The sequence below is a fragment of the Dorea longicatena genome (genome assembly GCF_024168045.1).
GTDB lineage: Bacteria > Bacillota > Clostridia > Lachnospirales > Lachnospiraceae > Dorea_A.
In genome coordinates, this window is the sequence record NZ_CP100126.1 from 1,091,172 (window position 1) to 1,110,537 (window position 19,366).

At 40.4% G+C, this 19,366-nt stretch carries 23 protein-coding genes and 1 pseudogene; 21 read left to right on the forward strand and 3 right to left on the reverse strand.

Going from position 1 to position 19,366, the window contains the following annotated elements; genetic code table 11:
- Positions 1-3: 3 nt before the first annotated feature.
- The 16 genes from NKF87_RS05225 to NKF87_RS05300 all read left to right on the forward strand — a co-directional run bounded on the left by NKF87_RS05225 (position 4) and on the right by NKF87_RS05300 (position 14,082).
- The gene (locus NKF87_RS05225) at positions 4-138 is read left to right on the forward strand and encodes a DUF3789 domain-containing protein (RefSeq protein ID WP_081021271.1); all 135 of its coding nucleotides are present in this window, start codon (positions 4-6) and stop codon (positions 136-138) included.
- On the forward strand, positions 135-356 hold the full coding sequence (locus tag NKF87_RS05230) for a hypothetical protein (RefSeq protein ID WP_004844214.1): 222 nt from the start codon (positions 135-137) through the stop codon (positions 354-356). Before NKF87_RS05225 ends, NKF87_RS05230 begins: the two co-directional genes overlap by 4 nt.
- 5 nt (positions 357-361) lie before the next feature.
- Positions 362-853 (forward strand): antirestriction protein ArdA, encoded by a 492-nt coding sequence (locus NKF87_RS05235; protein WP_055200583.1) that lies wholly within the window; start codon positions 362-364, stop codon positions 851-853.
- Between the two features lie 57 nt (positions 854-910).
- Positions 911-1,414 (forward strand): antirestriction protein ArdA, encoded by a 504-nt coding sequence (locus NKF87_RS05240; protein ID WP_005423194.1) that lies wholly within the window; start codon positions 911-913, stop codon positions 1,412-1,414.
- A gap of 113 nt (positions 1,415-1,527) precedes the next feature.
- Positions 1,528-1,917, forward strand: a complete 390-nt coding sequence (locus tag NKF87_RS05245; RefSeq protein ID WP_005611098.1) for a conjugal transfer protein — start codon at positions 1,528-1,530, stop codon at positions 1,915-1,917.
- Positions 1,904-4,357 (forward strand): ATP-binding protein, encoded by a 2,454-nt coding sequence (locus NKF87_RS05250; RefSeq protein WP_253584115.1) that lies wholly within the window; start codon positions 1,904-1,906, stop codon positions 4,355-4,357. The genes NKF87_RS05245 and NKF87_RS05250 overlap by 14 nt, the downstream gene beginning before the upstream one ends.
- Complete coding sequence (locus NKF87_RS05255) at positions 4,354-6,504, forward strand: CD3337/EF1877 family mobilome membrane protein (RefSeq protein ID WP_253584117.1); 2,151 nt, start codon at positions 4,354-4,356, stop codon at positions 6,502-6,504. Before NKF87_RS05250 ends, NKF87_RS05255 begins: the two co-directional genes overlap by 4 nt.
- The gene (locus NKF87_RS05260; protein WP_055158653.1) at positions 6,501-7,508 is read left to right on the forward strand and encodes a lysozyme family protein; all 1,008 of its coding nucleotides are present in this window, start codon (positions 6,501-6,503) and stop codon (positions 7,506-7,508) included. The genes NKF87_RS05255 and NKF87_RS05260 overlap by 4 nt, the downstream gene beginning before the upstream one ends.
- 14 nt (positions 7,509-7,522) lie before the next feature.
- On the forward strand, positions 7,523-8,425 hold the full coding sequence (locus NKF87_RS05265; protein ID WP_006857581.1) for a conjugal transfer protein: 903 nt from the start codon (positions 7,523-7,525) through the stop codon (positions 8,423-8,425).
- A gap of 216 nt (positions 8,426-8,641) precedes the next feature.
- Complete coding sequence (locus NKF87_RS05270; protein ID WP_020994080.1) at positions 8,642-9,316, forward strand: response regulator transcription factor; 675 nt, start codon at positions 8,642-8,644, stop codon at positions 9,314-9,316.
- Positions 9,304-10,638 carry a HAMP domain-containing sensor histidine kinase gene (locus NKF87_RS05275; RefSeq protein ID WP_006857577.1) on the forward strand — a complete coding sequence of 445 codons (1,335 nt, stop codon included), beginning with the start codon at positions 9,304-9,306 and terminating at the stop codon, positions 10,636-10,638. Before NKF87_RS05270 ends, NKF87_RS05275 begins: the two co-directional genes overlap by 13 nt.
- Positions 10,639-10,688: 50 nt before the next feature.
- Positions 10,689-11,201, forward strand: a complete 513-nt coding sequence (locus tag NKF87_RS05280; RefSeq protein WP_006857576.1) for a membrane lipoprotein lipid attachment site-containing protein — start codon at positions 10,689-10,691, stop codon at positions 11,199-11,201.
- Positions 11,202-11,220: 19 nt separating this feature from the next.
- Positions 11,221-11,664, forward strand: coding sequence for a sigma factor-like helix-turn-helix DNA-binding protein (locus tag NKF87_RS05285; RefSeq protein ID WP_253584119.1), 444 nt, complete (start codon positions 11,221-11,223; stop codon positions 11,662-11,664).
- A 1-nt stretch (position 11,665) separates the two neighbouring features.
- Positions 11,666-11,905: a helix-turn-helix domain-containing protein gene (locus NKF87_RS05290; protein ID WP_006857574.1), complete on the forward strand. Its 240-nt coding sequence runs from the start codon at positions 11,666-11,668 to the stop codon at positions 11,903-11,905.
- Between the two features lie 383 nt (positions 11,906-12,288).
- Positions 12,289-12,432 (forward strand): hypothetical protein, encoded by a 144-nt coding sequence (locus NKF87_RS05295; RefSeq protein WP_006857573.1) that lies wholly within the window; start codon positions 12,289-12,291, stop codon positions 12,430-12,432.
- 81 nt (positions 12,433-12,513) lie between these two features.
- The gene (locus NKF87_RS05300; RefSeq protein WP_006857572.1) at positions 12,514-14,082 is read left to right on the forward strand and encodes a recombinase family protein; all 1,569 of its coding nucleotides are present in this window, start codon (positions 12,514-12,516) and stop codon (positions 14,080-14,082) included.
- An 83-nt stretch (positions 14,083-14,165) separates the two neighbouring features.
- Here the strand turns inward: NKF87_RS05300 and NKF87_RS05305 are convergent.
- The 3 genes and pseudogenes from NKF87_RS05305 to NKF87_RS05315 all read right to left on the reverse strand — a co-directional run.
- Positions 14,166-14,573: pseudogene (locus tag NKF87_RS05305) on the reverse strand (manganese catalase family protein); the annotation flags it as partial.
- Positions 14,574-14,576: 3 nt separating this feature from the next.
- The gene (locus tag NKF87_RS05310; RefSeq protein WP_055280934.1) at positions 14,577-14,846 is read right to left on the reverse strand and encodes a spore coat protein CotJB; all 270 of its coding nucleotides are present in this window, start codon (positions 14,844-14,846) and stop codon (positions 14,577-14,579) included.
- A complete protein-coding gene (locus tag NKF87_RS05315) occupies positions 14,843-15,136 on the reverse strand; it encodes a spore coat associated protein CotJA (RefSeq protein ID WP_226850725.1) in 294 nt (97 codons plus the stop codon). The genes NKF87_RS05310 and NKF87_RS05315 overlap by 4 nt, the downstream gene beginning before the upstream one ends.
- A gap of 123 nt (positions 15,137-15,259) precedes the next feature.
- On the opposite strand from NKF87_RS05315, the gene NKF87_RS05320 reads away from it, so the two are divergent.
- From NKF87_RS05320 to rsmH, 5 genes are all read left to right on the forward strand, one after another.
- The gene (locus NKF87_RS05320) at positions 15,260-16,438 is read left to right on the forward strand and encodes an FtsW/RodA/SpoVE family cell cycle protein (protein ID WP_117598001.1); all 1,179 of its coding nucleotides are present in this window, start codon (positions 15,260-15,262) and stop codon (positions 16,436-16,438) included.
- 138 nt (positions 16,439-16,576) lie between these two features.
- Positions 16,577-17,416, forward strand: a complete 840-nt coding sequence (locus tag NKF87_RS05325; RefSeq protein ID WP_055280938.1) for a DegV family protein — start codon at positions 16,577-16,579, stop codon at positions 17,414-17,416.
- 53 nt (positions 17,417-17,469) lie between these two features.
- Positions 17,470-17,724 carry a hypothetical protein gene (locus NKF87_RS05330; protein WP_028086717.1) on the forward strand — a complete coding sequence of 85 codons (255 nt, stop codon included), beginning with the start codon at positions 17,470-17,472 and terminating at the stop codon, positions 17,722-17,724.
- Positions 17,725-17,968: 244 nt separating this feature from the next.
- Positions 17,969-18,409, forward strand: a complete 441-nt coding sequence (mraZ, locus tag NKF87_RS05335; protein ID WP_028086716.1) for a division/cell wall cluster transcriptional repressor MraZ — start codon at positions 17,969-17,971, stop codon at positions 18,407-18,409.
- Positions 18,410-18,420: 11 nt separating this feature from the next.
- Positions 18,421-19,356: a 16S rRNA (cytosine(1402)-N(4))-methyltransferase RsmH gene (rsmH, locus tag NKF87_RS05340; protein WP_028086715.1), complete on the forward strand. Its 936-nt coding sequence runs from the start codon at positions 18,421-18,423 to the stop codon at positions 19,354-19,356.
- The last annotated feature ends 10 nt before the right edge of the window (positions 19,357-19,366 follow it).

The following is a 19,366-nucleotide window of genomic DNA, read 5'->3' on the forward strand; positions in this document are numbered from 1 at the left end:
AAAATGCAACGATTATTATTTGACTTCCTGTTCTTCTCTTTAGGGGGAACAGTTGGCGTGGTTGCCATGTGTATTTTACAGGCTGGCAGACAGTCTGACCGAAAAATGATGGAACTGAAAGGAGAAAAGAAAGCATGAATTTTGGACAGAACCTTTATAACTGGTTTTTAAGCAATGCACAGAGCCTTGTGCTGATGGCGATTGTTGTTATCGGTATCTACTTGGGATTCAAGCGTGAGTTTTCCAAACTTATCGGATTCTTGGTAGTTGCCTTAGTAGCCGTTGGTCTTGTATTCAATGCGTCCGGCGTAAAAGACGTATTGTTACAGTTATTCAATAAGATTATTGGAGCGTAAAGCCTATGGAAGAATGTAGCGTATTGATTGAAACGACCAAATCAGCAGAGGATAAAACCTCTCGCTGGTTTGATTTACCCATTGATTATGAGCTGTTCCGTGACCTGCTCGGGGTGGAAGCTGACAGTAAAGATTATCAAATCACAGACATGAAGCTCCCTTTTGCTGGCGACATTGTAAGGACAACTTCTGTCAGACGGTTAAACAAGCTGTACTTTGCTTACACGGATTTATCGCCAGAGGTTCAGCAGGCTTATAAAGAGTTGATTCCCTACTGTGGCGGTGTTGAGGATTTATTGCAGAAGTCGGAAGAATTTCTGTTTTATCCAGAGTGCCACAACATCATGGACGTTGCCCGTTACCGCTTGGAGCATAACATTGAATTTTCTGCTCTCTCCGAAAAGGGAAAGAAATATTTTAATCTGGAAGCCTACGCCCATGAGCTGGAAGAAAAAGGACGTTATGCTCTCTGCAACAACGGTATGTTCAAGCTGTAATGTGCGGTGATTCTTATGGCAGATTTTATGAATACAACCGAAAGGAAGTGACCGCTTATGATTGATGATATGCAAGTCTATATAGCCAATCTTGGCAAGTACAATGAGGGAGAACTGGTCGGGGACTGGTTCTCTTTTCCGTTGGACGAAGAAGTGATTGCAGAACGTATCGGCTTAAATGCAGAGTATGAAGAATACGCAATCCATGATACGGACAACTTCCCGATGGAGATTAGCGAATACATTTCCATCGAAGAACTGAACCGTATCTATGAGCAGTTGGAAGAATTACCGGATTACCTGCTGGACGACTTGGACAGTTTTATATCCTGCTATGGAAGTCTGGAAGAACTGGTGGAACATAAGGACGACATCATTCTGTATTCCGGCTGTGAAACGATGACCGATCTAGCCTACTATCTGATTGATGAAGAACAGGTACTCGGAGAAATCCCGTCCTCTTTACAGAACTATATCGACTATGAAGCCTACGGGCGTGACCTCGATATAGAGGGGACATTTATTGCAACAAACGCTGGTATCTGTGAGGTACTGCGTTAAGGGCTGGCAGATCAGCACCGCCACTGGTGCTACTGTCAGCTTTTCTCTTGGGGGCAGTCTGGAAAATCCGGCTGTCCCTGTTGTTAGGAAAATGAAGAAAGGAGTATTTACAAGTGAAGAAAATCCGAAGTTATACAAGTATCTGGAACGTGGAAAAGGTACTGTATGCCATCAATGATGTAAACCTGCCATTCCCCGTGACCTTTACCCAGATTACATGGTTTGTGCTGACGGAATTTATTATCATTCTGTTTGCAGATGTACCGCCACTTTCCATGATAGAGGGTGCATTTTTAAAATATTTCGGGATTCCCGTTGCCCTCACATGGTTTATGTCACAGAAAACCTTTGACGGGAAAAAGCCATACAGTTACATCAAGACGATGGTGCTGTATGCCCTGCGTCCCAAAGTGACTTATGCCGGAAAAGCCGTGAACCTGCATAAGCAGAAATTTGAGGAAACTATCACGGCAGTAAGGAGTGTGACCTATGTTCCCGATTAAATATATCGACAACAACCTTGTCTGGAATAAGGACAATGAGGTGTTCGCCTACTATGAGCTGATACCGTACAATTATTCATTCTTATCCCCAGAACAGAAATACCTTGTGCATGACAGCTTCCGTCAGCTTATCGCACAGTCCCGTGAGGGAAAGATTCATGCGTTGCAGATTGCAACCGAAAGCTCAATCCGAAGCATACAGGAACAGTCAAAGAAGCTGGTAACGGGGAAATTAAAGGAAATCGCCTATCAGAAAATAGACGACCAGACCGAAGCCCTTGTATCCATGATAGGCGACAATCAAGTTGATTACCGTTTCTTTCTGGGATTCAAGCTCATGGTCACAGAGGACGAAGTCAATCTGAAGAACATCAAAAAATCGGTATTTCTGACATTCCGTGAGTTTTTGAATGAGGTAAGGCATACGCTGATGAATGACTTTGTTTCCATGAGCAATGATGAAATCAACCGTTATGCGAAGATGGAAAAACTGCTGGAAAACAAAATCTCCCGTAGATTCAAAATCCGCCGACTGGAAGCCAAAGATTTTGCCTATCTGATGGAACATCTCTACGGCAGGGACGGGATAGCTTATGAAGATTATGTGTATCCTCTGCCAAAAAGAAAATTAAAAAGAGAAACACTGATTAAGTATTATGACCTTATTCGTCCTACCCGTTGTGTGGTGGAAGAAAGCCAGCGATATTTGCGTCTGGAACATGAGGACAGCAAAAGCTATGTATCCTACTTTACGGTCAATGCCATTGTCGGGGAGCTGGACTTCCCATCATCGGAAATCTTTTATTTTCAGCAACAGCAGTTCACATTCCCTGTGGATACGTCTATGAATGTTGAGATTGTCGGGAATAAGAAAGCCTTAACCACTGTCCGTAACAAGAAAAAGGAATTAAAGGACTTGGATAATCACGCCTATCAAGCCGGAAACGAAACAAATTCAAATGTGGTGGAAGCTTTGGACAGTGTCGATGAACTGGAAACAGATTTAGACCAGAGCAAGGAAAGTATGTATAAGTTAAGTTACGTCATACGGGTGTCTGCACCCGATCTTGACGAACTGAAACGCCGTTGTGATGAAGTCAAGGACTTTTACGATGATTTGAATGTGAAGCTGGTACGCCCTGCCGGAGATATGATGGGACTGCATGGAGAGTTTCTTCCAGCCAGCAGGCGTTATATCAATGATTATATCCAGTATGTGAAATCCGACTTTTTAGCCGGACTTGGTTTCGGTGCTACCCAAATGTTGGGAGAAAATACAGGAATCTATATCGGATATTCCGTGGATACAGGAAGAAATGTCTACCTGCAACCGTCCCTTGCCAGTCAAGGGGTAAAAGGTACGGTCACAAATGCGTTGGCTTCTGCTTTTGTAGGTTCGCTTGGCGGTGGAAAGTCATTTTGTAATAACCTGCTGGTGTATTATTCCGTCCTGTTCGGTGGACAGGCAGTTATCCTTGACCCGAAAAGTGAACGTGGCAACTGGAAAGCAACCCTGCCGGAGATTGCAGAGGAAATCAACATTGTAAACATTACCAGTGATTCCAGCAATCAAGGGCTGTTAGACCCGTATGTGATTATGAAAGATGTCAAGGACGCCGAAAGTCTTGCCATCGACATTCTGACATTCCTTACAGGTATCAGCAGTCGTGATGGCGAAAAGTTCCCTGTCCTTAGAAAAGCTGTCCGCACGGTATCCCAGAACCAGAACCACGGGCTGTTGCAGGTCATTGAGGAACTGCGAAAAGAAGATACCGCCGTATCCCGTAATATTGCTGACCACATCGAAAGTTTTACCGACTATGATTTTGCACAGCTTTTATTCTCGGACGGTTCGGTGGAAAATGCAATCAGTCTGGATAACCAGCTCAATATCATACAGGTGGCAGATTTGGTTCTGCCGGATAAGGATACCACTTTTGAGGAATACACCACCATTGAATTATTATCGGTATCCATCTTAATTGTTATCAGTACATTTGCCTTAGATTTTATCCACAGCGACCGAAGTATTTTCAAAATCGTGGACTTAGACGAAGCATGGGCGTTTCTAAATGTGGCACAGGGCGAAACTTTATCAAATAAACTGGTGCGTGCTGGTAGAGCCATGAACGCCGGAGTATATTTTGTCACACAGTCCTCTGGGGACGTATCGAAAGAAAGTCTGAAAAATAACATCGGTTTAAAATTTGCGTTCCGTTCTACAGATACCAACGAAATCAAGCAGACCTTAGATTTTTTCGGATTGGACAGTGAAGATGAAAACAACCAGAAACGGCTGAGGAACTTGGAGAACGGACAATGTTTAATGCAGGATTTATACGGGCGTGTCGGTGTGGTACAGATACACCCTGTCTTTGTAGAACTGCTCCACGCTTTTGATACCAGACCGCCGATAAAAAGTGAGGTGGATTTGGAATGATGAAATCTGTCACAAAAGAAAAGGTATTCCATGTACTGAAAATGGTTCTGCTTGCCGTGACCGTCACGCTGGTACTGCTGTCCCTGCTTGGGACAGTGGCTCATGCGTCTGGACTGGTCGATGATACAGTCAATGCAGACAACCTGTATTCAAAGTATCCGCTTTCCAATTATCAGCTTGATTTCTATGTGGACAATAGCTGGTCATGGCTTCCGTGGAACTGGCTGGACGGCATTGGGAAATCAGTGCAGTACGGACTTTACTGTATCACAAATTTTGTCTGGACAATCAGCCTGTATCTTAGCAATGCCACAGGATATGTGGTGCAACAGGCGTATAAGCTGGACTACATCAATGATATGGCAGACAGTATCGGGAAAAGTATCCAGACACTTGCCGGAGTGACCGAACATGGATTTTCCAGCAGTGGATTCTATGTGGGATTCCTGCTCATTATCATTCTGATTGTAGGTGTTTACACTGCCTATACAGGACTTCTCAAACGGGAAACAAGCAAGGCACTTCACGCCGTTATCAACTTTGTGGTGGTGTTCATCGTGTCGGCTTCCTTTATTGCCTACGCTCCCAATTATATCCAGAAAATCAATGATTTCAGTTCGGACATCAGCACCGCTTCTCTGGATTTGGGGACAAAAATCATGCTTCCCGATTCTGACAGCAAGGGAAAGGACAGCGTAGACCTTATCCGTGACAGCCTGTTTGAGATACAGGTACAGAAACCGTGGCTGTTATTGCAGTTCGGAAACAGTGATACCGAAGAAATCGGAGCTGACCGTGTGGAAGCTCTGGTATCTGCCAGCCCATCAGACGAAGATGGAGAAACAAGGGAAAATGTTGTAAAAACAGAGATTGAGGATAACGACAATGACAACCTAACGATTCCGCAGGTCGTCAACCGTCTTGGCATGGTGTTCTTCCTACTCATCTTCAATCTCGGTATCACAATCTTTATCTTTCTGCTTACCGGCATGATGTTATTTTCCCAGATATTATTTATCATATATGCCATGTTTTTACCGATTAGTTTTTTACTGTCCATGATACCGACCTATGAGAACATGGCGAAACAGGCAGTTGTCCGTGTGTTCAATGCCATTATGACAAGAGCCGGAATCACACTGATTGTGACCGTGGCATTTTCGATTTCCAGTATGTTCTACAACATCTCCACGGACTACCCGTTCTTCATGGTGGCATTTTTGCAGATAATCTGTTTTGCCGGAATCTACATGAAGCTCGGAGAACTAATGAGTATGTTCAGTCTTAATGCCAATGACAGCCAGCAGATAGGTCGCCGGATATTCCGTAGACCGATGGTGTTTATGCGACACAGGGCAAGACGTATGGAACGCCGACTTGCAAGGGCTGTGGGTACAGGAAGTATGGTCGGAGCTGGTGCTGGTGCAGTCGCTGGTTCTGCTTATAATCACTCTCGTTCTACACATAAAAATACGCCAGCCAGACCACAAAGGAATAATGAGGTTTCCATGGGAAGCCGTGTTGGTTCTGCGGTAGGTGCTGTAATGGATACGAAAAATAAAGTCCGTGACAGTGCTTCTTCTCTGAAAGAAAATGTGAAAGACTTACCGACACAGGCTGGTTATGCTGTTCACTCTGCAAAACAGAAAGCAAAGGATAATGTATCGGACTTTAAGCGTGGCGTTGTGGAAGAACGGGAAAACCGACAGGAACAGCGTACACAGAAACGTAACCTGCACAGGGAAAATATCTCACAGAAAAAGCAGGAATTACAGAAAGCACAAGAAGCAAGGCAGACAGTTCATGCGAATGGATCAGCGACAGCCGGAGCTACCAGAAGCCATGAACGCCCTGTTGCCACACCTGTTCCAAAAACAGCACAGACCGATACGGTCATAAAGCCGGATATGAAGCGTCCTGCTACTTCTCCTGTGATAAAAAATGCAGAAGTCAAGGCTGGAAAAGAAACTGTCCGAACCAATATCAGACAGGAACAGCAGGTCAAATCGGTTGCCAGAAAGAACCAGACAAACGTAGCGGAATCCATCAGCAATCATAAGAAATCTACGGTACAGAAAACACAGGTCAATGGGAAATCTGCCCGTAAGACTGTTACGAAACAATCAGAGAAAGGACGGAAGAAATGAGATTAAAACGTATCCTTATCATAGGTACGATATTTCCTGTCCTTTTCTCTATTGTCCTCTTTTTCGGGATATTGATTTCCGGCGAAGATGACGACAATTCAAACAGCTATTCGCCTGTTTATTCTGGCATGAACCTGTCAGCCGATGTCCTCAAACATCAGCCGATGGTAGAAAAATACGCCAGAGAAAACGGTATTTCGGAGTATGTAAACGTCCTGCTTGCCATCATACAGGTGGAAAGTGGCGGTACGGCTACCGATGTCATGCAGTCCAGTGAAAGTCTGGGGTTACCGCCGAACTCATTAAGTACAGAGGAATCTATCAAGCAGGGGTGTAAATATTTTGCGTCCCTGCTTTCTTCCTGTAAAGGGAAAGGTATGACAGACATTAACGTGGTCATTCAGTCTTATAACTATGGCGGTGGCTATGCTGACTATGTGGCGAAGAATGGGAAAAAGCACAGTTTCAATCTTGCAGAGAATTTCGCAAGAAACAAATCTGGCGGTACAAAAGTGACCTATACCAATCCGATAGCTGTCAGTAAAAATGGTGGCTGGCGTTATAACTACGGAAATATGTTTTATGTGGAGCTGGTCAACCAATATCTGACCGTGAAGCAGTTCAGCAACGAAACGGTACAGGCGGTTATGAATGAAGCATTGAAATATCAAGGTTGGAAATATGTCTATGGTGGCAGTAATCCGAACACCTCTTTTGACTGTTCTGGTCTTACCCAGTGGTGCTACGGAAAAGCCGGAATCAGCCTGCCACGAACTGCACAGGCACAGTATGACGCAACCCAGCATATCCCATTGTCACAGGCACAGGCTGGCGATTTGGTCTTTTTCCATTCCACTTATAATACCAGTGACTATGTTACCCATGTAGGAATCTATGTGGGAAACAATCAGATGTATCATGCCGGAAATCCAATCGGCTATACCGATTTGACCTCTGCCTACTGGCAACAGCACATCATTTGTGCCGGAAGAATCAAACAATAGAAAGGACTTGAAATATGTTTAAGAAAAAAGAAAAAACAGAGAAAGCACCTAAGAATAAGAAAGTGCGTACCATGAAAGTCGGGACACATAAGAAATCTGTCCTGCTGTTGTGGGCGGTGCTTCTGGCAAGCACCAGCTTTGGTGTGTATAAGAACTTTACCGCCATTGACACCCACACGGTACATGAAAAAGAAATCATTCAGCTAAGATTGAACGATACCAACGGTATTGAGAATTTCGTCAAGAACTTTGCGAAAGCCTACTACTCATGGGATACCAGCAAGGAAGCCATTGAAGCAAGGACAACAGAAATCAGTAAATACCTTACCAAAGAATTACAGGACTTGAACGCTGATACCATCAGAACGGACATACCAACCAGTGTTACGGTTACAAATGTGCTGGTCTGGAATGTGGAACAGTCTGGAATGAACGATTTTACCGTTGCCTACGAAGTAGATCAGCAGGTAAAAGAGGGAGAACAGACACAGGCAGTCACAGAAAACTACACCGTGACCGTTCATGTGGATAAGGACGGTGCAATGGTCATTACCCAGAATCCAACCCTTGCTCCGGCGGTACAGAAATCAAAGTATGAACCGAAAGTACAGGAAGCAGATGTCAGTGTCAGTTCCGACACAGTCAAGGACGCTACCGCTTTCTTGGAAACATTCTTTAAGCTGTATCCGACAGCTACGGAAAAAGAACTTGCCTATTACGTCAAAGACGGTGTGCTTGCTCCTGTTTCCGGCGACTATGTATTTTCGGAACTGGTAAACCCTGTCTTTACCAAAGACGGCGATAACCTCAAGGTCAGTGTGTCTGTGAAGTATCTGGATAACAAGTCGAAAATGACACAAATCTCACAGTATGAGCTTATGCTTCATAAGGACGATAACTGGAAGATTGTAGAATAAATAATCAAGGCTTGCGTCATAAACCGTATAGTATGCTCCGCAAGCCTCATTTCGGTATGATTTGCAAGCTGATTAATATAGTTGTTACATTTCGTTTAAGAGATTATAATAATTAAAATAGCTAAAATCTATCAATTTTTAACAGTAGTATGTGGACATAGTTGATAAAAAATTGCTTTTTCAATGATAAGATATATTTCTAAGGAGGAACGAGATATGGCACAGAGCATTTTGATTGTAGACGACGAAAGAGATATTGTATCAATGCTAAATCAATATTTTTGCAAAATTGGTTATGTAGTATACACAGCAATTAACGGAAAAGAAGCACTGAATGCAATCACAAAACATCCAGATATTATTTTATTAGATATAAATATGCCAGATATGAATGGTTTTACAATTTGTGAAAAAATCAGGAATTTTGTGTCCTGTCCTATTATTTTTTTAACAGCTCGGATTGAGGACTGTGATAAAATCAAAGGATTTGCTGTCGGTGGTGACGACTATGTTGTAAAGCCTTTCTCCGTTGATGAATTAGAAGCCAGAGTTGCTGCACATTTGCGGAGAGAAAAAAGACATGGTTCGTCCGCAATAGTTCAGTTCGATAATAATATAGTAATTGATTATTCATCACGAGTTGTTTTTTATAGAAATGCTGAAATAAATTTTACGAAGAAAGAGTTTGATATTATTGAATTTCTTTCACAAAACAAGGGGATTATTTTTGATCGTGAGACAATTTATGAAAAAGTATGGGGCTTAGATGGTTCTGGCGACAATTCTGTTATTACAGAACATATACGCCGGATAAGAACAAAATTCCTTTCTATAGGCGACAATCCTTATATAGAAACTGTCTGGGGGTGCGGATATAAATGGAAAAAGTAAGGCGAAAAAATTCAAGGCATTATATTGACAACATGAGTATTAAAAATTCGTTTGTTTTTTATGCTCTTATTTCCTTAGTGATTGGTATTGTAATAGGTGTTATATCTATTACTCTTGTAGATGATTACAGAATAAACCTTAACTATAAATATGAGGACATGACAACAAGGTATGATATACCTGAAAATGGTTCATTTACAGCGAAATATAACAAAGACCAAACAGAATACACAATATATAATGCAAGTGAAAAGGAAGTATGTAATTTTGTTGTAGACTATCAAAAGGAACGTCCAGTACAAGAATATATTTATCCTAATCATGTTTCTTACATTGAAGTTTCACCAAAGTTTACTAAACATGATAGAATTGTGGATTCTGCTCTAGGTGTGGTTAATATTGTCACCATTCCTATTGTTCTTTCAATTAGCATGATTCTTTGTGTGACTATCTTTGTAAACCGAAAATTAGTAAGACCCATAAAGTTACTGACGAATGCATACAGAAAAGTCGAAAACAACGAACTGGATTTTACGTTGCCGTACCCTTATAAAGACGAGATGGGGAGGCTGTGTCTTGCATTTGAGAAGATGAAAAATTGTTTATATCAAAACAACCAAAAAATGATACGGCAATTTACTGAACAAAGGAGATTAAATGCTGCTTTTTCACATGATTTACGCACGCCTTTAACAATACTAAAAGGACATACCACAATGTTGTTATCATTTATTCCCAAAGGATTAGTTTCTCAACAGGAGGTACTCGACGAATTATCAACAGTACGCAACAATGTGGAACGGCTTGAAAAATACGTTAGTGCTATGACAAACTTATACCGTTTAGAAGATATAGAAATCGAAAAAGAAAACATAAACTTTGACTTCTTATTAAAAACCTTATCAAATACAACGGAAATGCTCTGTTCTGATATAGAATATACGATTAAAACAAATTGTAATAAACAGCAAACTCTATTTATCAATCTTGAAATTATCATACAAATTTATGAAAACCTGTTGTCTAATAGCATTAGATATGCTAAGTCGATGATAGCTATTGATGTAAATAAACAGGAGGAATTTTTATTGATTACGGTCTCTGACGATGGCTGTGGTTTCAAAAGTACGGATATAGAACGTGTAACATTACCATTTTATAAACCATCGCAAGATACTACGTCTGAACATCTAGGTCTGGGATTAAACATTTGTAAAATATTATGTGAAAGGCATGGAGGTACAATAAAAATTTCAAATAATCATAAGGGGGGAGCCTGTGTTACAGCTTGTATAAAAATTGCATATGTTGATGAAAAATAGACATTTTCCCCATATAATTGCATTAAGCACTTATAAAGGAGGTTTCGATTATGAAAAAAATTATCTGTATTATTTTAATAACTGTCACAAGCATTTTGTCCGGGTGCAATTCAACATCAGATGAAGAAATAATATCATCACAGGATTTCAAAGAGAATTATGAGGTTTCGTCCTATGGAACTGAGGAAAAAATTAATACTTTATCAGATGTTGAGCTTACATCAAGTGAAAAAGAGTATTCTGACTTAGAAAACGCAAAATTTTTTTTAGAAAATAACTCCAACAAAGAGTATCATTATTCTAAAGCCTATTTTGAAATTGAAGCGGAGCAATCAGAAACATGGTATCAATTAACTCAACTTTATGACCCATCAAAAGATAACGAAGATGATGCAGTTATAAATCCCACCGAAAGATTAAGTTTACCATTTGATATTTCCTCGGTTTATGGCGAACTCCCATCAGGGCACTATAGAATAATAGTAAGTATTTCTTATTTCGAATCCCCTAAAGATTGGGATTATGACACTTATTATTTGGCATGTGAATTTACATTAAAATAGTATATCAGAAAGGAAACAAATGGGAACAGCAAAATGGATATACTGTCCTATATGCAAGAATAAAACAAGAACAAGACTTCAATTTGACTGTCTGGCTCGTAAGGTGATTGGCAGAACTGTAAAGAACTACAACAAAGAACTTGCCAGACGTGCAAAGCATGAAATATCTTTCTGTGAAATACCAGAGCTGGAATTAAACCAGTTGGGTGTATCGGACGAATACTCGCTTGAATTTACTTCCTTTGATGTGTTCGGTACAGAAGTTCGTGTCTATGATGAGAAATTATGTGAAGCAATCAAAAAATTAAGTGAAAGACGACGCAATGTTGTGTTGATGTTCTACTTTCTGGAATTACCAGACGCAGAAATCGCAGAGATTTTGGATATTTCCAGAAACTCTGTTTATAGAAACAGAATGTGTTCACTAAAGCTCATTAGAGATATGTACGAGGAGGAATTATAACATGATGAAGTCTACAAAAAAGTGTCCTCTATTCTCCACAATCAGTTTAGCTGCTGATGGCGACGAAGTGGCAATAGAGAAAATTTTAAATCACTATGACGCTTACATATCAAAAGCAAGTTTACGCCCGTTCTATGATGAACACGGAAATATGTATATTGTGGTCGATATGGAACTGAAAGGCAGAATTAGAGCTGCCCTTATTAAAGCAATTCTAGGTTTTGAAGTCAGAGTGAAATAAGCGAATATATACGGAGTGTGATACCACCTCATTCCAGCTCCGTTTTACAAGTGTTCTTTGAAAATTGAATAAAGTAATCAGATACGTTTGATATGCGGTGAGCCGACGGACTGGAACGCCATGACCCATGAAAAGGAGGGATAAAGAAGCGAGCGACCACGCCAGTGATCCGTAAGCGACTGTTGGAAAAGTTGCTGCCATGACCCGTATATCAGAATAATGATACACTCGCATGGTGCGGTTCACCCATCAGAATGGGAATGGTGAAATTCCAGTGGAGCTTTCCAAAGCCATCTGATTACTTCTTACTTTATAGACAAATTCTTTCATAATGTACAAGCATTTTTGCATACTTTGTAAATATATTGTAGTGAGGTGGTTCAATGGCAAATGACGCAAAGGTAGTTTGCAAGAATGTTTTTAAAAATTGTGATAAAGCGGCGTTTACAAAAGCATTTACTCTAAAATGGATAGAGTTGATAAATCAATATGAAAAAAATAAAGGAAGGGCAACTCCTGCCAGATGATAGACAAACTATCCTACAAGATGTTATAATAACATTATGTAGAGATAGTTTGTTTCGTCTTCTCAAAAAGGAGAACGAAGCATGATAGAATCAAAATCAAGAGTTGCTATTTATTGCCGCTTATCAGAGGAAGATAGAAACAAACAATCAGAAACAGACGACAGTAACAGTATTCAGAATCAAAAGTCAATGTTACTTCAATACTCATTAGAGCATGGTTGGGAAGTCTACAACATATACAGTGATGATGATTACACTGGTTCTGACAGACGACGACCAGAATTTAACAGGTTGTTGGAGGACGCAAAGAATCGTAAATTTGATATTGTCCTTTGTAAGACACAATCCAGATTTACCAGAGAACTAGAATTAGTGGAAAAATATATCCACGGTCTTTTTCCTATTTGGGGTATTCGCTTCATCAGCATTGTTGATAATGCAGATACCGCTAATAAAGGAAATAAGAAATCAAGACAGATTAACGGTCTGGTGAATGAGTGGTACTTGGAGGATATGTCAGAGAACATTAAAAGCGTTCTCACTGACAGAAGAAAGAACGGACACCATATCGGTGCTTTTGCTCTGTATGGTTACAAAAAAGACCCTGACGTAAAAGGGCATTTGATTATTGATGAAGAAGCTGCGGAAGTTGTCAGAGAAGTTTTTACACTGTTTTCACAGGGATATGGAAAGACCGCCATTGCCCGTATGCTGAATGACAGAGGAATACCAAACCCTACGGAATACAAACGACTTCATGGTTTGCGTTACAAGCAGCCTAAAACGAAAAACAGTACCCTATGGAAATATTTTGCCATATCAGATATGTTGGTGAATGAAATCTATATCGGGAATATGGTTCAAGGGAAATATGGCAGCGTTTCTTATAAGACAAAGCAAAACAAACCCAGACCCAAAGACGAGTGGTACAGAGTTGAGGGTACACATGAGCCGATTATTGACCGTGAGTTATGGGATAGGGTTCAAGCATTGGTAGCTCAAAAGGCAAAACCTTTCACAGTTGGCACAATCGGTTTATTTGCCAGAAAAGCTCGCTGTATGAATTGTGGTTATACAATGCGTTCGTCAAAGAATCATGGTAAGCATTATTTACAATGCTCTAACCGCCATGTAGCAAAGGACGCTTGTATAGGTTCTTTCATTTCAGTAGACAAATTAGAAAAAGCTGTGATTGATGAACTTAATAAGTTATCCGCAGAATATCTTGACAAAGATGAGCTTGAACAAAATGTGCAATTCAACAATGACTTGCGAGGTCAAAAAGAAGCTCTGGAAACGGAGATTGCTGCTTATCAAAAAAAGATTGCGGAATATACAAAAGGAATCCGAGAATTATATTTAGATAAGGTAAAGGGTATTCTTTCCGAACTTGATTACTTGGATTTATCCAAAGACTTCTCAACACAAAAAGAAAGGCTCGAAAAACTGATGATTGATACGCAGAAACAGCTTGATGTTATTGAAAGAAAAATGCTGATTGGCGACAACAGACGACAGTTAATCGAGCAATATACAAATCTTGAACACTTAGACAGGGAAACGGTTGAAAAGCTGATTGATTATGTATTGGTTGGCAAAAAAGACCCTGTAACTAAGGAAGTACCTATTGAAATACATTGGAATTTCTAGGGTTCTCATATCTGGCAGCTAGTATGCCAGATTATCGGGAACTTTCTTTTAAAACCTCAATGTTGTCTTTATACAATCGCACCCTCGGCAGCCATATCTTCATGAAGATCTGTGATAGGGTCACCTTTAGATTGGAAAGTTGTAGCACTCCAAGGAGTTCCACTGGCAGCCTGTGGCCAAAGAGCAAGTGTATGGTCAACATAATATTTATCAAAACCGGATTTTTCAAGCTGTTCCGGAGTCAGATTGCGTGTGAGCTGGTGTACAATGGCGCATACGATTTCCATATGGGCAAATTCTTCGGTAGCAATGTCTGTTAGTGTGCCAATTACTTCATTATAAGGCATGGTATATCTCTGAGAAAAATATCTCAAAGAAGCTCCTAATTCTCCATCCGGTCCACCGAACTGTGATAAGATAATCTGAGCAATCTTAGGATTTGTCTGAGTAATTTTAACAGGGTATTGTAACCGTTTTTCATAATTCCACATAAATTAACATCCTCCTTCCTGCCATGGCCACGGTTCATTGATCCATTTCCAGCAATCCATAGGTGTATTTGCCGTATCCAGTGTTAGAGGTCCATAATATTTTGCATATTCCTTTAAGGCCTGCACACGCTGCTTTTTGAATTCATCAAAGAATTCCAAGGCTTCAGGACAATTTGGATGTGTGTCGAGAAATAATTTTACGTCATCAACAGCAAAACTTACGATATTGATCCATTCCAGAAGCTCTTTTTTACAAGGTCTGTTTTCATTCATCGAGGACTACCACCTTTCCAACAAAATGGAAGATTCAGTTCGGCAAAAATAGTTCCGCACCGGAATCCTTTTTCAACTTCATAGAGAGAACGCCACTCCTGCCATGGAACATAGGCCATTGCAATGGAAAGACCGCTTAATTTGTCGTGATCGTAAATATTACAGCACGGACGGGACGGTGTGGACGGTGATACAGAAGGCGGCATTGTTCTGTTGCTTCCACCGACATGACATCCGTTAGAATGGTTTTGACGCATATAATCCGGCGTATTATAACGATAATTTGGCATTTAAAGTACTCCTTTCGATAAGATTATGCAATAATAGTATATGAAAATTAAAGAAAGTTGTGAATCAGACAGTTGTTTTTAAGAACGTATCTGAGTATAATAGATACGATTGGAGAGTAGAATATGGTAAAAGAAAATAAAAAAAGAAGCACGAATACCAGAGTGAAAAAGAAAGAACACAGCATCGCATACTTCGATTACAGTCTGCTGGCAATATTGATCTGCCTGATCTGCTTTGGACTGGTCATGCTATATAGTACGAGCTCTTACAGCGCAATGATGAAACAAAACGGAGACAGCCTGTTTTACTTTAAAAGACAAGTCCTGTTCTGCATTGTGGGTTTGATCGGGATGTGGATCGTAAGTAGAATAGATTATCATTGGTATTTTGAAAGATCAAAGTTCTTCTATTTTATTTCTATTTTTATGATGTTCCTTGTAAAGACACCATTGGGAAAAGAAGTAAATGGAGCAAAAAGATGGATTAAACTTCCGTTCGGACAGCAGCTGCAGCCGGCAGAGATTGCCAAGATTGCGATCATATTGTTTATTCCGGCATTGATCTGTACGATGGGAAGAGAGATAAAGACGCTGGAAGGAATTGTGAAAGTACTGGCATGGGGGGCTTTTTCAGCAGCAGTAGTCTTTATTATTACAGAAAATTTAAGTACGGCAATTATTGTTATGGGAATTACGTGTATTATGATTTTTGTGGTACATCCAAAGACAAGAATATTTATCATAATTGCCGTGGGAATTATTTTAATAGGAATTGTCGGTGCGAGGGTTCTTGGTATGGCAATGGAGACCAGCGGGAACTTCCGTCTGAGACGTATTCTGGTATGGCTGAATCCAGAGAAATATGCATCAGAAGGCGGCTACCAGATCATGCAGGCATTGTACGCAATTGGATCAGGAGGTTTTTTTGGAAAAGGTCTTGGTAACAGTGCCCAGAAAATGATCATTCCAGAAGTTCAGAATGATATGATTCTTTCTATTATCTGTGAGGAGCTTGGAGTATTTGGTGCAATCATGGTTCTGATCCTGTTCGGAATGCTTCTGTACAGATTATTATTTATTGCGCAGAATGCACCGGATCTTTATGGTTCATTAGTGGTGAGCGGAATATTTGCACATATTGCATTGCAGGTAATATTAAATGTTATGGTTGTGATCAATTGTATTCCGACAACAGGAATCACACTTCCCTTTATCAGCTATGGCGGTACGTCGGTGCTATTCTTAATGGCGGAAATGGGACTGGCATTGGGAGTCTCTTCAAAGATTAAAATTGCTGAATAAAAAGCTTTCATTTCTTTTTCAAATATGCTATGATAAATAATGTAGTATTTAAAACTACTTCTAATGAGAATAGATGACTCGGAAAGAGTTTTGATATCAATAATATAAAGTAATAATACGTTACATTGGGAGGAATATATGAGTTACAAGATTATCATAGATAGTTGTGGTGAATTGACAGAAGAAATGAAGAAATCGGGGAATTTCGAGACAGCTTCGTTACAGATCGATGTTGGCGGACATCATATCGTAGATGATGAAACATTTGATCAGGCAGATTTTTTGAAGAAGATCAGAGAATCTGAAGAATGCCCGAAGTCATCATGCCCGTCTCCGGAACGTTATATGGAAGAATATCACTGTGAGGCAGAGCACATATATGCAGTGACGTTGTCTGCAGAACTCAGCGGTTCTTATAACAGTGCGGTACTTGGAAAGAATTTATACGAAGAAGAATACGGAGAGAAGGATATTTACGTATTTAATTCCAGATCGGCATCGGTAGGAGAGACGCTGATCGGGTTGAAGATTGCCGAATGTGAGAAAAAAGGACTCAGCTTTAAGGAAGTAATTGATACAGTAGAAGCTTATATTGAAGAGCAGCATACCTATTTCTTACTGGAAACATTGGATATACTGAAAAAGAACGGAAGACTGAAAGGGTTAAAAGCAGTGGTCGCAACGGCATTAAATATTAAGCCGGTGATGGGATCTACTCCGGATGGAAATATTCAACAGCTTGCAAATACAAGAGGAATGAAAAAAGGGCTGGTCAGAATGGTGGAACAAATAGTGGCTGATCTTAAGAACCCGGAAGAGAAGATACTTGCGATCTCTCACTGCAATTGCAGAGAACGCGCAGAGACAGTGAAAAATATGCTTCTTGAAAAAGCAGGATTCAAAGATATTATTATTGTAGATACTGCGGGAATCAGTAGTATGTATGCAGCTGACGGAGGCGTGATTGTAGTTGTATAATCCGATGGAGTGTGGTAGAATAGATACATCGGAAAAAAAGGAGCAAAAGAACTATGAGTCAGGCAAAAGTAGATAAATATAAAGAAGCGAAGAAAAACCGGAAGAAGCAGATGAAAAAAGAAAAGATACAAAGCTATCTGCGCAGAGGTGTGGCATGTATCGTTGCAGCAGCACTGATAGGAATGGCAGGTTTTTCTATATATAATATATATGAGTCAAAACAGCCGAAGCAGGAAGTAACGGTTGATTATTCTGCAATAGCAAGTCTCAGTCAGTCTTTGTCAGATAACGGAACGTCGGCCGAATAGAGAAGAAGAAAGAAAAATGCGAGTGAACAGGAAAAATCCTGTTCACTATTTTTTTGCCTTAAAATTCTCTTAATTTCCCTAAAAGGCTTGAAAACAGTAAAAAAGTAGTTTACAATGGGTTCAAGTGGTAGAAAGTGGTGAAAAGTGGAACAAAGTGGTATGAAAATGGATGAAGCCGGAAAGGAAGAATAACTGATTTTACCGGAAGAACTTCAGGAGATACCACCGGGAAAAGGAGAATTCTATGCTGAAAGGAGAGTACAGTCATAATATTGATGCCAAAGGGCGGCTGATCATTCCGGCCAAGTTTCGTGACGATTTAGGGGAGCATTTCGTCATTACAAAAGGAATGGAGAATTGTCTGTACGTATATCCGGAAGCAGAATGGAACACTTTTGAAGAAAAACTTAATGCATTGCCAACCACCACTGACAAAAAAGCACGTGCGTTTGCATATTTCTTTCAGGGAAGTGCAGCGGACGGCGACCTTGATAAGCAAGGCAGAACTCTAATCCCTTCTGTACTGCGTACATTTGCACATCTGGATAAAGAAGTTGTATTCATCGGTATGGGGAAGCGTGCCGAGATCTGGGATAAGGCAAGATGGGATGAAAAGAATGCTGAAGTGGAACTTAACATTGAAGATATTGCATCTGATATGGAAGAAAACGGATTCAGTATCTAGAGGGAGAAGATATGGGATTCGAACACAAATCAGTATTACTGAATGAGACAATTGAAGGATTAAACATCAAGCCGGATGGTATCTATGTAGACGGAACGCTTGGTGGAGGCGGACATGCATACGAGGTGTGCAGGCGTCTCGGTGAAAAAGGGAGTATTATAGGAATAGACCAGGATGAAGCAGCAATCGAAGCTGCAGGCATCCGATTAAAAGACTTCGGGGAGAAGGTCACAATAATCCGAAGCAATTATTGTGATATGAAGTCGAAGCTTCAAGAACAGGGAATTGACAAGGTCGATGGAATAGTACTTGATTTGGGCGTATCTTCTTATCAGTTAGATACGGCAGATCGGGGATTTTCCTATCGCGAAGATGCACCTCTGGATATGAGAATGGACAGACGTCAGAAGATGACTGCCAGAGACATCGTCAATGATTACTCAGAGATGGATTTGTACCGCGTGATCAGAGACTACGGGGAGGATAAGTTTGCAAAAAATATTGCAAAACATATCGTGGCGGCACGCGGGAAAAGTCCGATTGAAACAACGGGGCAGCTGACAGAGATCATCAGAGCTTCAATACCAATGAAATATCAGAAAAAATCCGGACATCCTGCAAAGAGAACATTTCAGGCTATTCGGATTGAACTGAACAGAGAATTAGAAGTATTGAAAAATTCTCTGGATGACATGATTGAAATACTAAACCCGGGTGGAAGATTGTGTATTATTACATTCCATTCGCTGGAAGACCGGATTGTAAAGAGTGCATTTAAGAAAAATGAGAATCCATGCACCTGCCCTCCGGATTTTCCTGTGTGTGTATGTGGCAATGTTTCTAAAGGGCGTGTTGTTACCAGAAAGCCGATTCTTCCAAGTGAAGAAGAATTAGAGTATAACAGTCGTTCTAAAAGTGCGAAACTCAGAATATTTGAGCGTTCTTAATGAAGAATGA

Coding starts and splice junctions, on each gene's coding strand:
- NKF87_RS05225 (WP_081021271.1), top strand. CDS start 4: ATGCAACGATTATTATTTGACTTCCTGTTCTTCTCTTTAGGGGGAACA.
- NKF87_RS05230 (WP_004844214.1), top strand. CDS start 135: ATGAATTTTGGACAGAACCTTTATAACTGGTTTTTAAGCAATGCACAG.
- NKF87_RS05235 (WP_055200583.1), top strand. CDS start 362: ATGGAAGAATGTAGCGTATTGATTGAAACGACCAAATCAGCAGAGGAT.
- NKF87_RS05240 (WP_005423194.1), top strand. CDS start 911: ATGATTGATGATATGCAAGTCTATATAGCCAATCTTGGCAAGTACAAT.
- NKF87_RS05250 (WP_253584115.1), top strand. CDS start 1,904: ATGTTCCCGATTAAATATATCGACAACAACCTTGTCTGGAATAAGGAC.
- NKF87_RS05255 (WP_253584117.1), top strand. CDS start 4,354: ATGATGAAATCTGTCACAAAAGAAAAGGTATTCCATGTACTGAAAATG.
- NKF87_RS05260 (WP_055158653.1), top strand. CDS start 6,501: ATGAGATTAAAACGTATCCTTATCATAGGTACGATATTTCCTGTCCTT.
- NKF87_RS05265 (WP_006857581.1), top strand. CDS start 7,523: ATGTTTAAGAAAAAAGAAAAAACAGAGAAAGCACCTAAGAATAAGAAA.
- NKF87_RS05270 (WP_020994080.1), top strand. CDS start 8,642: ATGGCACAGAGCATTTTGATTGTAGACGACGAAAGAGATATTGTATCA.
- NKF87_RS05275 (WP_006857577.1), top strand. CDS start 9,304: ATGGAAAAAGTAAGGCGAAAAAATTCAAGGCATTATATTGACAACATG.
- NKF87_RS05280 (WP_006857576.1), top strand. CDS start 10,689: ATGAAAAAAATTATCTGTATTATTTTAATAACTGTCACAAGCATTTTG.
- NKF87_RS05285 (WP_253584119.1), top strand. CDS start 11,221: ATGGGAACAGCAAAATGGATATACTGTCCTATATGCAAGAATAAAACA.
- NKF87_RS05290 (WP_006857574.1), top strand. CDS start 11,666: ATGATGAAGTCTACAAAAAAGTGTCCTCTATTCTCCACAATCAGTTTA.
- NKF87_RS05295 (WP_006857573.1), top strand. CDS start 12,289: ATGGCAAATGACGCAAAGGTAGTTTGCAAGAATGTTTTTAAAAATTGT.
- NKF87_RS05300 (WP_006857572.1), top strand. CDS start 12,514: ATGATAGAATCAAAATCAAGAGTTGCTATTTATTGCCGCTTATCAGAG.
- NKF87_RS05310 (WP_055280934.1), bottom strand. CDS start 14,846: ATGAATGAAAACAGACCTTGTAAAAAAGAGCTTCTGGAATGGATCAAT.
- NKF87_RS05315 (WP_226850725.1), bottom strand. CDS start 15,136: ATGCCAAATTATCGTTATAATACGCCGGATTATATGCGTCAAAACCAT.
- NKF87_RS05320 (WP_117598001.1), top strand. CDS start 15,260: ATGGTAAAAGAAAATAAAAAAAGAAGCACGAATACCAGAGTGAAAAAG.
- NKF87_RS05325 (WP_055280938.1), top strand. CDS start 16,577: ATGAGTTACAAGATTATCATAGATAGTTGTGGTGAATTGACAGAAGAA.
- NKF87_RS05330 (WP_028086717.1), top strand. CDS start 17,470: ATGAGTCAGGCAAAAGTAGATAAATATAAAGAAGCGAAGAAAAACCGG.
- mraZ (WP_028086716.1), top strand. CDS start 17,969: ATGCTGAAAGGAGAGTACAGTCATAATATTGATGCCAAAGGGCGGCTG.
- rsmH (WP_028086715.1), top strand. CDS start 18,421: ATGGGATTCGAACACAAATCAGTATTACTGAATGAGACAATTGAAGGA.